General features: G+C 45.1%; 9 protein-coding genes and 10 tRNA genes. 1 reads left to right on the top strand and 18 read right to left on the bottom strand.

Annotation, left to right across the window (positions count from 1 at the left end):
• Positions 1–15 precede the first annotated feature (15 nt).
• The 16 genes from L1D22_RS16205 to pncC form a co-directional block, all read right to left on the bottom strand.
• Positions 16–273, bottom strand: coding sequence for an oxaloacetate decarboxylase subunit gamma (locus tag L1D22_RS16205; protein WP_239830545.1), 258 nt, complete (start codon positions 271–273; stop codon positions 16–18).
• A gap of 375 nt (positions 274–648) precedes the next feature.
• Positions 649–725: transfer RNA gene (locus L1D22_RS16200), tRNA-Arg, on the bottom strand.
• Positions 726–806: 81 nt separating this feature from the next.
• Positions 807–883 (bottom strand) — tRNA-Arg (locus tag L1D22_RS16195).
• Positions 884–958: 75 nt separating this feature from the next.
• Positions 959–1,035 (bottom strand) — tRNA-Arg (locus L1D22_RS16190).
• A 68-nt stretch (positions 1,036–1,103) separates the two neighbouring features.
• Positions 1,104–1,180, bottom strand: a tRNA-Arg gene (locus L1D22_RS16185).
• 75 nt (positions 1,181–1,255) lie between these two features.
• A tRNA-Arg gene (locus L1D22_RS16180) sits at positions 1,256–1,332 on the bottom strand.
• A gap of 79 nt (positions 1,333–1,411) precedes the next feature.
• Positions 1,412–1,488, bottom strand: a tRNA-Arg gene (locus L1D22_RS16175).
• A gap of 67 nt (positions 1,489–1,555) precedes the next feature.
• Positions 1,556–1,632: transfer RNA gene (locus L1D22_RS16170), tRNA-Arg, on the bottom strand.
• An 89-nt stretch (positions 1,633–1,721) separates the two neighbouring features.
• Positions 1,722–1,814 (bottom strand) — tRNA-Ser (locus tag L1D22_RS16165).
• Between the two features lie 44 nt (positions 1,815–1,858).
• Positions 1,859–1,935: transfer RNA gene (locus tag L1D22_RS16160), tRNA-Arg, on the bottom strand.
• A gap of 43 nt (positions 1,936–1,978) precedes the next feature.
• Positions 1,979–2,071, bottom strand: a tRNA-Ser gene (locus L1D22_RS16155).
• A 474-nt stretch (positions 2,072–2,545) separates the two neighbouring features.
• A complete protein-coding gene (gene csrA, locus L1D22_RS16150; protein WP_004415691.1) occupies positions 2,546–2,743 on the bottom strand; it encodes a carbon storage regulator CsrA in 198 nt (65 codons plus the stop codon).
• Between the two features lie 92 nt (positions 2,744–2,835).
• Positions 2,836–4,017 carry an aspartate kinase gene (locus L1D22_RS16145; protein ID WP_239830576.1) on the bottom strand — a complete coding sequence of 394 codons (1,182 nt, stop codon included), beginning with the start codon at positions 4,015–4,017 and terminating at the stop codon, positions 2,836–2,838.
• Positions 4,018–4,236: 219 nt separating this feature from the next.
• Complete coding sequence (gene alaS, locus L1D22_RS16140) at positions 4,237–6,819, bottom strand: alanine--tRNA ligase (RefSeq protein ID WP_239830544.1); 2,583 nt, start codon at positions 6,817–6,819, stop codon at positions 4,237–4,239.
• 332 nt (positions 6,820–7,151) lie between these two features.
• Positions 7,152–8,192, bottom strand: a complete 1,041-nt coding sequence (gene recA / locus L1D22_RS16135) for a recombinase RecA (protein ID WP_239830543.1) — start codon at positions 8,190–8,192, stop codon at positions 7,152–7,154.
• 139 nt (positions 8,193–8,331) lie between these two features.
• Positions 8,332–8,826 carry a nicotinamide-nucleotide amidase gene (gene pncC, locus L1D22_RS16130; protein WP_017633209.1) on the bottom strand — a complete coding sequence of 165 codons (495 nt, stop codon included), beginning with the start codon at positions 8,824–8,826 and terminating at the stop codon, positions 8,332–8,334.
• Positions 8,827–8,950: 124 nt separating this feature from the next.
• On the opposite strand from pncC, the gene mutS reads away from it, so the two are divergent.
• Positions 8,951–11,512 carry a DNA mismatch repair protein MutS gene (gene mutS, locus L1D22_RS16125; protein ID WP_239830542.1) on the top strand — a complete coding sequence of 854 codons (2,562 nt, stop codon included), beginning with the start codon at positions 8,951–8,953 and terminating at the stop codon, positions 11,510–11,512.
• Between the two features lie 132 nt (positions 11,513–11,644).
• Here mutS and rpoS read toward each other — a convergent pair whose 3' ends face one another.
• Together rpoS and nlpD are read right to left on the bottom strand one after the other, a co-directional pair.
• Positions 11,645–12,625, bottom strand: a complete 981-nt coding sequence (gene rpoS, locus L1D22_RS16120; protein ID WP_017059027.1) for an RNA polymerase sigma factor RpoS — start codon at positions 12,623–12,625, stop codon at positions 11,645–11,647.
• A 98-nt stretch (positions 12,626–12,723) separates the two neighbouring features.
• Positions 12,724–13,638 (bottom strand): murein hydrolase activator NlpD, encoded by a 915-nt coding sequence (nlpD, locus tag L1D22_RS16115; protein WP_239830541.1) that lies wholly within the window; start codon positions 13,636–13,638, stop codon positions 12,724–12,726.
• Positions 13,639–13,669 lie beyond the last annotated feature (31 nt).

Genomic DNA, 13,669 nt, shown 5'->3' with positions numbered 1-13,669 from the left:
TTAATCCTTTAAATGCTACTTAGCAGTAGACGCACGGTATTGATGAACCGCGGCCGAAATTGCTGCCACTACCTGTGGACTAACAGCTGAAGGGTTTGATTGTGATTTTTGAATTTTTTTAGGTGCTGCGATCGGCTCAGGTACTTCTTCTGGTACCAGTTTTGACATCAACCGAACGAGGTAAACTAGAATAGTTAGAAAAATAAAGACAACGGACATTCCCGTTATCATTAAAATCGCCGCATCTCCTAGCAGGCTTCCAATATTAGTCATGTTGCTTCCTTTCTTCGTCATCCTGACATATGTACAGGATTTCAGCGAATAGTGATCCCGACCCATGGATTATCTCGATTGGTAAAACTTTGTCAATTTTGTTTAAGGTTCTGTTACGGATAACGCACACATAAGGTTAATTATTCGCCTATCAGATCACATAAATCTGTCAAATGAGTCATTTTTAGATATTTAAACTGTGACTTAAACGGGGATTTTCTGAGAAATGATATGAGAAAGGTGGAATAACAAAGAAGCATTCAAGAAATACTTAAAATACAACAAGTTAAATGTTAAGTAAATTTAACATTTGGTCAACATTTATATAGCAGACATAAAAAAAGCCTCGTATAAACGAGGCTTTTTTTAATAATGTGGCGCGCTCTGGAGGATTCGAACCTCCGACCGCCTGGTTCGTAGCCAGGTACTCTATCCAGCTGAGCTAAGAGCGCACGGTTTTAATATCAATTTATTGTTACTAACAACGTATCAATATAAGGATTTCATTCTCATAAGAAAGAAGCCCTAAATAGTGGCGCGTCCTGGAGGATTCGAACCTCCGACCGCCTGGTTCGTAGCCAGGTACTCTATCCAGCTGAGCTAAGGACGCACGGTTTTAGTATCAAGTTGCTATTACACAATCAATACAAGGATTTCATTCACATAAGAAAGAAGCCCTAAATAGTGGCGCGCTCTGGAGGATTCGAACCTCCGACCGCCTGGTTCGTAGCCAGGTACTCTATCCAGCTGAGCTAAGAGCGCACGGTTTTAGTATCAACTTATAGTCAATACAAGGATCTCTATTCTCGTAAGAGAGAAGCCCTAAATAGTGGCGCGTCCTGGAGGATTCGAACCTCCGACCGCCTGGTTCGTAGCCAGGTACTCTATCCAGCTGAGCTAAGGACGCACGGTTTTAGTATCAAGTTGCTATTACACAATCAATACAAGGATTTCACTCTCATATGAGAGAAGTCCTAAATAGTGGCGCGTCCTGGAGGATTCGAACCTCCGACCGCCTGGTTCGTAGCCAGGTACTCTATCCAGCTGAGCTAAGGACGCACGCTTTTGATATTAATTCTCGATAAACGATTTATCAATATCAGGATTCAAATTCATATAAGAACTAAACCCTAAATAGTGGCGCGCTCTGGAGGATTCGAACCTCCGACCGCCTGGTTCGTAGCCAGGTACTCTATCCAGCTGAGCTAAGAGCGCACGGTTTTAGTATCAACTTAAGCCAATACAAGGATTTTCATTCTCATGAGAGGAAACCCTTAAATAGTGGCGCGTCCTGGAGGATTCGAACCTCCGACCGCCTGGTTCGTAGCCAGGTACTCTATCCAGCTGAGCTAAGGACGCACGGTGTTCATTCATTAAGAATGAAGTTGTGAAATATATCACATTCTTCTTGCTACGAAGAAAAAAAAAGGCCATCGGCCTGTAATGAATGGCGGTGAGGGAGGGATTCGAACCCTCGATGCAGCTACAAACCACATACTCCCTTAGCAGGGGAGCGCCTTCGGCCACTCGGCCACCTCACCTAATTCATTATTCTCACATCACTTACAAGTAAGAGAAGAGAGAATGGCGCGTCCTGGAGGATTCGAACCTCCGACCGCCTGGTTCGTAGCCAGGTACTCTATCCAGCTGAGCTAAGGACGCACATTTACATTGTCTAAATTGCTAACTTTAGACTCACAAGAAATGGCGGTGAGGGAGGGATTCGAACCCTCGATGCAGCTACAAACCACATACTCCCTTAGCAGGGGAGCGCCTTCGGCCTCTCGGCCACCTCACCGTCTTGCGGAGGCACATATTACGTTTTACCGAAAATATGTCAAACACTTTATTGAAAAAAATTGGACAAAAACACTCAACCGTTTGCTATTTAATCAAAGCGCTTGCAAATTGAACTTATAAGATTCAAATCGCGCTTTTTCCCTTAAAAATTAAGGCGAAAGATTGGCAAGAATAAACAGCCGAAAACAATTATCTAATTTCTTCAGCAGCAAGTGATACCGCTGGTTGCACCTTACTACGGGATGCGTTTTTACGCTATAGGAGAAGCTAACAAATCTTGAGCTTTGCCAAACAAAATAGAAAGAAACAACATTGAACAACCGCAACGGTATTTCACAGTGTTATCGAGCATTCATTTCACCGAGTGAATACTGGCCAGTTATCTAAGCCATCTATATCTCAATGAACACTTCTGTGCTCCAAGATCAAAAAAGGCTAGCAACAATGCTAGCCTCTTCTCTACGCAAAAGTATTAGTAGTTGCCAGATGCAACGTTACCATTACCTTTTTCAGCTTGAATGCGCATGTAGATCTCTTCACGGTGAACAGATACTTCTTTAGGTGCGTTAACACCGATACGTACTTGGTTACCTTTAACGCCTAGTACAGTAACTGTTACTTCATCACCAATCATCAGTGTTTCGCCAACGCGGCGAGTCAAAATTAGCATTCTTTGCTCCTTGAGTAATCTCTAAATTTATCTAGCTACGAGAGCATTATCCAACAAAAGTTATATTTTCGTAAACTATCGATTGAGTTTATTTAACCAAAATGCACTTCTTTTTTAGGATAACCCTGTGTTTCACGCGCTACGATGTATGCATTGTGTAATATGTTAGCAGCCATATCGACTTGCGTTGGTGATATCACCAAAGTTAAAGACTGCTGCTGCAATAAGTGATGCTGTACATCAATTTCGCCTTCAGACAACAATCCATGTGAACTGACCACAATTTCTTGTGTTCGGCTTCCTACCACAGTTAACAAACTAACCTGTTCACTATTACGGATTTTCTCGTCAAAAACTAGTTTTAATTTGGCACTTATGTCTTGTTTAATAATGAGTGCTGCCCGTTCTGCTTCCTCGATCACAATACAGACTTCGATCCCTAACAGTTGGCAATGCGATATGAAAGACGGTAAATCCTCATTCAAACACTCGATACGTACCATCTCTCTTTGAATGGCGATGCCGGCAATATCATTCAAACACTGACTACCCGCTATCAATGTGCCCTCGCCTGCTTCAAAGCTGGAAAGCACTCTTAATGGCACATTATGTTGCCATGCATACTGAACACACGGTAAATGAAGAACCTTTGCACCTCGGCGAGCCATCTCTTCCATCGACGGAAAATCTAAGGTATCGAGCTTCTTCGAATATTTTACAACCCTAGGGTCACAAGAGTACACACCATCCACATCGGTATAAATCTGGCATTCTTTCGCCTGAAGTGCGCCCGCTAACGCAACCGCCGTGGTATCTGAGCCGCCGCGGCCTAGAGTGGTAATGTCGCCTTTAGCATTCATGCCTTGAAAGCCAGCCACAATAACAATCTGATTATCGTCTAACAAGGCTTGAATAGGAGCAGTATCAATACGCTCAATCGTCGCATTATTATGATTAGAATCGGTGTGTATCTTGGCTTGATAGCCAGTCATCGATGTCGCTTCATAACCTAACTTGTGCAACGTCATTGCTAACAAGGCCATGGAAACTTGCTCTCCAGCCGTTAACAGTACATCCAGCTCTCTAGCGTTGGGGATGCTATCAACTTGTGTGGCTAAGTTAACCAACCGATTTGTTTCACCTGACATAGCAGAAACGACAACCACGATCTGGTTCCCTTCATTTTTCGCTTCAATGATTTTTTCTGCTACATGATGGATTCGTTCTATTGAACCCACCGACGTTCCACCAAATTTCTGCACGATAAGAGGCATTTTCACCCGTCCTCACCTTCCCAAGACCAATGTCTATATATGACAAAAAAACACATACTCCGCGTCATGGCGAAGCAATAAAAAAATGAACCAAGGAGTCTAACGTAACCATTAGACTTCGTGGTTAATCTCAATCAAACCTGATTTACACACTTCCAATAGACAAAATAAAAGATGCCCAATCATCTGATTGGGCATCTTTGTATCAATTACTTAAGCTTAAAGACGTTCTTCTAGCCAAGTGCGTACAGATTTAAGCGCTTCAGGTAGTGCTTCAACGTCAGTACCACCCGCTTGAGCCATATCTGGACGACCGCCGCCCTTACCGCCAACTTGCTCAGCAACCATTTTAACTAGGTCACCCGCTTTAACTTTGCCGATAAGGTCTTTCGTTACGCCAGCAATCAGGCCAACTTTACCGTCTGCTACGTTAGCAATCAGGATGATGCCGCTACCCACTTGGTTTTTAGCATTATCAACCATAGTACGTAGGTTCTTGTTGTCTGCATCTTCAATTGCAGCAACCAGTACTTTAGTACCTGAGATTTCTTCCACTTTGCCCATGATGTTTGCGCCTTCAGCTGCAGCCATCTTTTCTTTAAGCAGTTGGATTTCTTTCTCTAGAGATTTCGCTTTCTTAGCTGACTCTGCCAGTTTCTCTTCGTAAGCGTTAGCTTGAGCTTCTACAGCATCTAGAGCCGCTTCGCCTGTTACCGCTTCGATACGACGAATACCAGCAGCGATGCCACCTTCAGAAGTAATCTTGAACAGACCGATGTCACCCGTGTTGCTCGCGTGGATACCACCACAAAGCTCAGTAGAGAAATCGCCCATAGACAGAACGCGAACTTCATCATCGTACTTCTCGCCAAACAGTGCCATTGCACCTTTTTCTTTCGCTGACTCGATGTCCATGATGTTGGTTTCAATCACGTGGTTCTTACGAACTTGTGCGTTAACCAAGCGCTCTACTTCTTTAATCTGTGCCGGTGTTACCGCTTCAAGGTTAGAGAAGTCAAAACGTAGGTTATCAGGCTTAACCAAAGAACCTTTCTGAGCAACGTGCTCACCTAGAACTTCACGCAGTGCAGAGTGAAGTAAGTGCGTTGCAGAGTGGTTTAGTGAAATAGCAGCACGACGCTCAGCATCAACTGTTGCTTCTACTTTGTCGCCTTTAGCAAATACACCTTCAACTAGCTCACCGTGGTGCGCAAATGCGTTACCTAGCTTCTGAGTGTCTTGTACTTTGAATAGACCCGAAGCCGTTTTTAGCGTACCAGCATCACCACATTGACCGCCTGACTCTGCATAGAATGGTGTCTCTTCAAGGATGATGATGGCTTTGTCGCCCGCTGATAGTGAAGATACTTCTTCGCCGTCAACGAATAGCGCAGAGATTTCACCTGAACCTTCAGTACCTGTGTAACCACAGAACTCAGTATTAGTGTCTACTTTGATCGTCGCGTTGTAATCCGTGCCGAATTGGCCAGCTTCACGTGCACGCTGACGCTGTGCTTCCATCGCCTTCTCAAAGCCTTCTTCATCGATAGTAAAGTCGCGTTCACGAGCTACATCATTAGTAAGGTCAGCTGGGAAGCCGTACGTATCGTAAAGTTTGAATACTGTTTCACCGTCAAGCTCTTTGCCTTCAAGTGCATCTAGTGCGTCATTAAGGATAACCATGCCGCGCTCTAGAGTACGACCAAAGTTCTCTTCTTCAATGCGAAGTACTTTTTCAACAAGCTCTTGCTGTTTCTTAAGTTCATCTGCCGCAGAGCCCATCACTTCAGCCAGTACACCCACAAGTTTGTGGAAGAACACGCCTTGTGCGCCAAGCTTGTTACCGTGACGAACTGCACGACGAATAATACGACGTAGAACGTAGCCACGACCTTCGTTTGAAGGCATAACGCCATCAGCGATTAGGAATGAACAAGAACGGATGTGGTCAGCAATAACGCGTAGCGATTGGTTAGATAGGTCGTCATGACCCACAACTTCAGCTGTCGCTTTGATTAGTTTTTGGAATACATCAATTTCGTAGTTAGAGTGAACGCCCTGCATGATTGCAGAGATACGCTCAATACCCATACCTGTATCTACAGCAGGCTTAGGTAGCGGTTCCATTGTGCCGTCAGCGTGACGGTTGAACTGCATGAATACGTTGTTCCAGATCTCGATGAAACGGTCACCATCTTCTTCAGGTGTACCAGGACGGCCGCCCCAGATGTGCTCACCGTGGTCGTAGAAAATTTCAGTACATGGACCACAAGGACCTGTGTCACCCATTGTCCAGAAGTTATCAGACTCGAACTGTTTACCGCCTTCTTTGTCGCCGATGCGAACGATACGGTCAGCAGGTACACCTACTTTCTTGTTCCAGATATCGAATGCTTCATCATCTGTCTCGTATACCGTTACCAGTAGACGATCTTTTGGCAGTTGAAGAGTTTCTGTCAGGAATTCCCAAGCAAACGCAATCGCTTCTTCTTTGAAGTAATCACCAAAGCTGAAGTTACCTAGCATTTCGAAGAATGTGTGGTGACGAGCCGTGAAACCTACGTTTTCAAGGTCATTGTGTTTACCACCCGCACGTACACAACGCTGAGCCGTAGTTGCTCGTGTGTAGGCACGCTTTTCGGCGCCTAGGAAGCAATCTTTGAATTGGTTCATACCTGCGTTAGTAAATAGCAGGGTTGGATCGTTATGTGGAACTAACGATGAACTGTCTACGATTTGGTGTTCTTTGCTCTCAAAGAACTTAAGGAACGCGTTGCGAACCTCATCAGTGCTCATGTACATGCAGCTCTTCCTGAAAATAGTCGAGTTAGAATTTTGCCGTATTGTAGATCATGGTTAAGGCTTCGACTAGTTTTCTTGTAGAAAAGACACCCTTGGGCAGGATTTTAGTTGTAAATCGACAAAATGGAGAATATTTCACTAGTTCAGGCAGTGGGAAAGCCGAACTAAATTGGCTATCTAGCGATTGAAGAAAGTCCGTAAACTAAGAAGACCTAACTGAATGACACACAGAGCGAAACTGTCCCAACAAAAAAGCCCCGCATAAAAATGCGAGGCTTTAAATTTTTCAAAGCGAATGTTGTTTTCAAACATCCACTCGATAAAACGTTAGCTTATAGCTCTTCGTTTTCTTCTTCCTGTTCTACATCTTTCTCTTCAAGAACAGCAGGAGTTAGTAGCAACTCGCGAAGTTTAGTGTCGATCTCAAGAGCAACTTCTGGGTTTTCACGTAGGTATTTACCAGCGTTAGCTTTACCTTGGCCGATCTTGTCGCCCTTGTAGCTGTACCAAGCGCCCGCTTTTTCTACCAGCTTGTTCTTAACACCTAAATCGATAAGCTCACCTTCACGGTTGAAGCCTTTGCCATATAGGATTTGAGTTTCAGCTTGTTTAAACGGTGCAGCAATCTTGTTCTTAACAACCTTGATACGCGTTTCGTTACCAATAACCTCATCACCATCTTTGATCGCACCAGTACGGCGGATATCAAGACGAACAGATGCGTAGAACTTAAGAGCGTTACCACCCGTTGTTGTTTCTGGGTTACCAAACATCACACCAATCTTCATACGGATTTGGTTGATAAAGATAGCCATACAGTTCGACTGCTTTAGGTTACCAGTTAGCTTACGCATCGCTTGAGACAGCATACGAGCCTGAAGACCCATGTGGCTATCGCCCATTTCGCCTTCGATTTCTGCTTTTGGTGTTAGTGCTGCTACTGAGTCAATAACAAGTACATCGATTGCACCTGAACGAGCCAGTGCATCACAGATTTCTAGCGCTTGTTCACCCGTATCTGGTTGAGAAACAAGAAGCGCATCGATATCAACACCAAGCTTTTGAGCGTAGATAGGGTCGAGTGCGTGTTCCGCATCAACGAAAGCACACGTCTTGCCCACTTTCTGTGCTGCAGCAATAAGCTCAAGCGTTAGTGTTGTTTTACCTGATGATTCTGGACCGTAAACTTCTACGATACGTCCCATCGGTAGGCCACCAGCACCTAGTGCGATATCTAGAGATAGAGAACCAGTAGAAATAGTTTCTACGTCCATTGTGCGGTTATCACCAAGACGCATGATAGAACCTTTACCAAATTGCTTTTCAATCTGACCAAGGGCTGCGGCTAACGCTTTTTGTTTATTCTCGTCCATTTCTATCTCCACATAATCGGTTGTCTCAACAAGCGATCTAGAATCTATTTCTAACCCACATAGGGGTGACTAATTGGCTTTCATTATACTGTTGATTCATACAGTGTCTATACCTGTATGAAAATAATTTGTACAAATGTTACTTACCTTCCATTGATAGGTAATCATAAATAACTTGCAGGGCATGGTGCGTGGCTTGTTGGCGTACTTGTGATCTATCACCTGTAAATACATTCGTTTCCACTTTGTCCCAGCCGTTTAACGCCTTCCAAGCAAAACAGACGGTACCAACGGGCTTCTCTTCTGTGCCGCCGCCAGGGCCAGCAATACCGCTTATCGACACAGAAATAGTGCCATTTGAATGTTGTAGCGCTCCCTTGGCCATTTCTATCACCACAGGTTCACTCACCGCACCGAACTCAACCAAGGTTTCAAGCTGAACACCAATCATCTCTTGCTTAGCTTCATTACTGTAAGTGACAAAAGCACGATCAAACCATCCAGAACTGCCTGCCACGTCGGTAACCGCCGTTGCTACACCGCCGCCAGTACAAGATTCAGCGGTCACTAGCACTTGCTTATGTTTAGCCAGTAATGGTCCGAGTTTTTCACTAAGAGCTTGAGTCATCTGCATTATCAACTTCCCTTTATTTACTGTCATATCATTTGGATTCGCATCTTTTCGCATCAGCTGCTTTTCGCACGAAACGCTTTCACGTATCCTAAGCCGCAATAGAAATAAACGAAAGAAGTTAACTGTGAAAGCCGATCAAAAACATACTCCCATGATGCAGCAGTACCTAAAACTAAAGGCAGAAAATCCAGAAATTCTGCTGTTCTACCGCATGGGCGATTTCTACGAGCTTTTCTACGATGACGCTAAAAAGGCTTCTCAACTCCTCGATATTTCACTGACTAAGCGTGGTTCATCAAATGGTGAGCCGATTCCGATGGCGGGTGTTCCATACCACGCCGTTGAAGGATACCTTGCAAAGTTAGTGCAACTCGGTGAGTCCGTAGCAATTTGTGAACAGATTGGTAATCCAGCACTTTCAAAAGGCCCTGTAGAGCGTGCGGTAGTACGTATCGTGACACCGGGTACCGTAACCGATGAAGCCTTGCTCTCTGAACGCATTGATAACCTGATTGCAGCCATTTATCACCACAACGGTAAGTTTGGCTATGCGACGCTTGATATTACTTCCGGTAGATTCCAACTCTGCGAGCCTGAAACAGAAGAAGCGATGGCGGCAGAGCTACAGAGAACCTCTCCGCGTGAGTTGCTGTTCCCTGAAGATTTTGAACCTGTCGATTTAATGGCAAGTCGTAACGGTAATCGCCGTCGCCCAATCTGGGAATTTGAATTAGATACCGCCAAGCAGCAACTGAACCAACAATTTGGTACTCGCGACCTTGTGGGGTTTGGCGTTGAAGGTGCCAAGCTAGGTCTTTGTGCGGCTGGCTGTCTTATTCAATATGTAAAAGATACTCAACGTACTGCCCTTCCGCACATCCGTTCACTCACCATGGATAAGCAAGATCACTCAGTGATCCTCGATGCTGCGACCCGCCGCAATCTAGAGATCACGCAAAATCTTGGCGGAGGCACAGATAACACCCTTGCTGAAGTGCTTGATCACACTGCAACGGCAATGGGCAGTCGTATGCTTAAGCGTTGGTTACATCAACCAATGCGCAATATCTCTGCACTTGATCAACGCCTAGACGCGATTGGTGAAATGAAAGATTTGGCTCTCTTTACAGAGCTACAGCCGACCTTGAAACAGATTGGCGATATCGAGCGTATTCTTGCTCGATTAGCACTTCGTTCTGCTCGTCCACGTGATATGGCGCGTCTTCGCCAAGCAATGGAATACTTACCAGAGCTTGCTGAAACACTGACTCAGCTTAAACACCCATACCTAACTCAACTTGCTCAGTACGCGTCTCCTGTAGACGAAGTTTCAGAACTGCTTGAACGTGCAATAAAAGAGAACCCGCCCGTGGTTATCCGTGACGGCGGTGTTATTGCAGAAGGCTACAACGCCGAGCTAGATGAATGGCGTGACCTTGCTGCGGGTGCAACCGAGTTTCTGGATAAGCTTGAGCAAGAAGAGCGTGAACGTCACGGTATCGACACTCTAAAAGTTGGTTACAACAACGTACACGGTTTCTTCATTCAAGTGAGCCGCGGACAAAGCCACCTTGTGCCGCCACATTATGTACGTCGTCAAACGCTGAAGAATGCTGAACGTTACATTATTCCTGAGCTGAAAGAGCACGAAGACAAAGTACTTAACTCTAAATCGAAGGCTCTGGCTATCGAGAAGCAGTTATGGGAAGAGTTGTTTGATTTACTACTGCCATATCTAGAACGACTACAAAACATCGCATCTTCAGTATCTCAACTTGATGTACTGCAGAACTTAGCTGAGCGCGCAGATACGCTGGACTACTGTCGTCCAACTATGACAGAGGCGGCAGGTGTGCAGATCCAAGCAGGTCGTCACCCAGTAGTAGAGCAAGTGATGGACGAACCTTTCATCGCCAACCCTATCGACCTAAACGATAAGCGTAAAATGCTGATCATCACAGGTCCAAACATGGGTGGTAAATCGACTTACATGCGCCAAACAGCACTCATCGCATTGATGGCTCATATCGGTTGTTATGTGCCAGCTGAAAGCGCGACTATTGGCTCTATCGACCGTATCTTTACTCGAATTGGCGCATCGGATGATCTGGCTTCTGGCCGTTCAACCTTCATGGTTGAGATGACAGAGACCGCTAATATTCTGCACAACGCAACACCAAATAGCCTTGTGCTAATGGACGAAATAGGCCGTGGTACCAGTACTTATGATGGTTTGTCATTGGCTTGGGCAAGCGCGGAATGGCTAGCGAATCAAATCAATGCGATGACACTGTTTGCAACGCACTACTTTGAGCTAACCGAGCTACCGAACCAGCTTCCAACATTAGCAAATGTGCACTTGGACGCGGTTGAACACGGTGACAGCATTGCCTTTATGCACGCAGTTCAAGAGGGGGCTGCAAGCAAGTCTTACGGCCTAGCGGTTGCAGGGTTGGCGGGTGTACCAAAAGCCGTGATCAAGAACGCTCGCGCGAAGCTAACACAGCTCGAGGCATTGAGTATTGAGTCTCCGACATCGAAGCCAAGTGGTGTTGATATCGCGAACCAACTTAGCCTGATCCCTGAACCGAGTGAGGTGGAGCAAGCACTAGCGAATGTTGATCCTGATGATCTAACACCTCGCCAAGCATTAGAAGAACTCTACCGCTTGAAGAAGCTACTCTAGCTTAAGAAGCACGCTAGTTAAATAGCCAAGCGCTGTGGTTCCTAGTTGAAGTAAAAGCTAAACCAGAAGCTAAAACTAAAAAACGCTGACATGAGGTCAGCGTTTTTTTATGTCGATATCGTGGAATATCGTTTAGTCGTTTTCAACGTTGAACAAGTTTTCCATGTTCAGACCTTGCTTGATCAGAATCTCACGTAGACGGCGAAGACCTTCAACTTGGATTTGACGAACTCGCTCACGAGTTAGGCTGATTTCACGGCCAACTTCTTCTAGCGTCGACGGTTCATAGCCTAGTAGTCCAAATCGACGTGCAAGCACTTCTTTTTGCTTCGGATTCAGTTCATCAAGCCAGAAGATCAGTGAGTTCTTAATATCGCTATCTTGCGTTGAAACCTCAGGATCTGAATTATTGATGTCTGGAATAATATCCAACAGTGCTTTCTCACCGTCACCACCAATTGGCGTATCTACAGAGCTCACTCTTTCGTTTAGACGAAGCATCTTGCTCACATCACCAACTGGCTTATCTAGCTTAGAAGCGATCTCTTCAGCTGTTGGTTCGTGGTCAAGCTTTTGTGATAGTTCTCTTGCCGTACGTAGGTAGATGTTCAGCTCTTTCACAACATGGATTGGCAAACGGATGGTGCGAGTCTGATTCATCAACGCACGTTCAATAGTTTGACGAATCCACCATGTTGCGTAAGTTGAAAAGCGGAAGCCACGCTCTGGGTCAAACTTCTCTACGGCGCGAATCAAGCCTAGGTTGCCTTCTTCGATTAGATCGAGAAGTGCCAAACCACGGTTGCTATAACGACGAGAAATTTTTACCACCAAACGCAGGTTACTTTCGATCATGCGTTTACGTGCTGCTTCATCACCGCGTAGAGCTCGACGTGCGTAAAGCACCTCTTCTTCTGCGGTTAATAGTGGTGAGAAACCGATTTCGCCTAGATACAGTTGAGTGGCATCTAAGCTTTTAGACGTAACTTCAACTTCTTCTTTCGCTTCGGTTTTCTTAGTGACTGTTCGTTTTGCTTTTCCAAGAGCTTCCGGTTCCGTGGTTGCTTGGTCAAGATCGAACTCTTCTTTGGTTACTGCATTGCTTATACTCATAACGCCTCCCCCTGGCGAAATTAGCATGACATTACAACTTCATATGTCGCTAAATGACTATGTCACTCAATACAATACGTTAATCATTCATATTGTATTTAAGGCAAATATCGTTTTGGATTAACTGATTTACCTTGGTAACGAATCTCAAAGTGCAGCCTAACACTGCTGGCTCCAGAGCTTCCCATTGTTGCAATCTTCTGCCCTGGTTTCACACTTTGCCCTTCAGATACTAATAGTCGGTCGTTATGCGCGTATGCACTTAAGTAATTATCATTGTGCTTCACAATCACTAGATTGCCGTAGCCTCGTAGTGCATTACCCGAATAAACAACCGTTCCCCCTGCAGTAGATACTATTGGCTGACCTCGCTGTCCTGCTATGTCTATGCCTTTATTTCCTTGTTCGCCTACAGAGAAATTCTTGATTACTCTCCCTTTAGTTGGCCATAACCATTTGGATACTTTATCACTTGTTGGTTTGGTGGACGGTGTAACATTCTGTTTACCTTTAGAACCAACATACTCCTTTGATTTGGATTGTTCAACCTTCTTTGGTGGATCTTTTTTCGCCACTTTGGTGGTAGTTTGAGCTCGGGCAGGTTTAGAGTTTTTGCTCGGTTGAGATGTGGTTTTAGGTTTACTTGCCGCAGATGACGTTGTCGATGCCGCGACAGGCGCAGCAACTGCTGCAGCCGCTACCGTAGATTTACCATACGCTGGCGCGTTGTAGCTAGGACGCCACAACTTAAGCTTCTGCCCTGGGTGGATAGTATAAGGGGCAGACAATTTGTTATAACTGACGAGGTCATTGACGTCTTTATTGGTCACATAAGCGATGAAATAAAGCGTATCGCCTTTTTTCACTTCATAGTAACTGCCGCGATAACTACCACGATCAATCGATGAGTATTTCTTGTTAAGGCTTGAAACCGGCGCAGGCGAATTCGCTGCACACCCAACAAGGGCACAGCTAAGCAGTAAAGTACTTCCTTTAAACAACTTCGAACGCATCGACTCTCTATCCACCTACACCATTGGTCTT

Origin of the sequence: Vibrio sp. Isolate34, assembly GCF_022397915.1 — a bacterium.
Lineage (GTDB): Bacteria > Pseudomonadota > Gammaproteobacteria > Enterobacterales > Vibrionaceae > Vibrio.
Note: the sequence above shows the minus strand (reverse complement) of the source record. Positions and strands in the feature narration are given on the sequence as shown.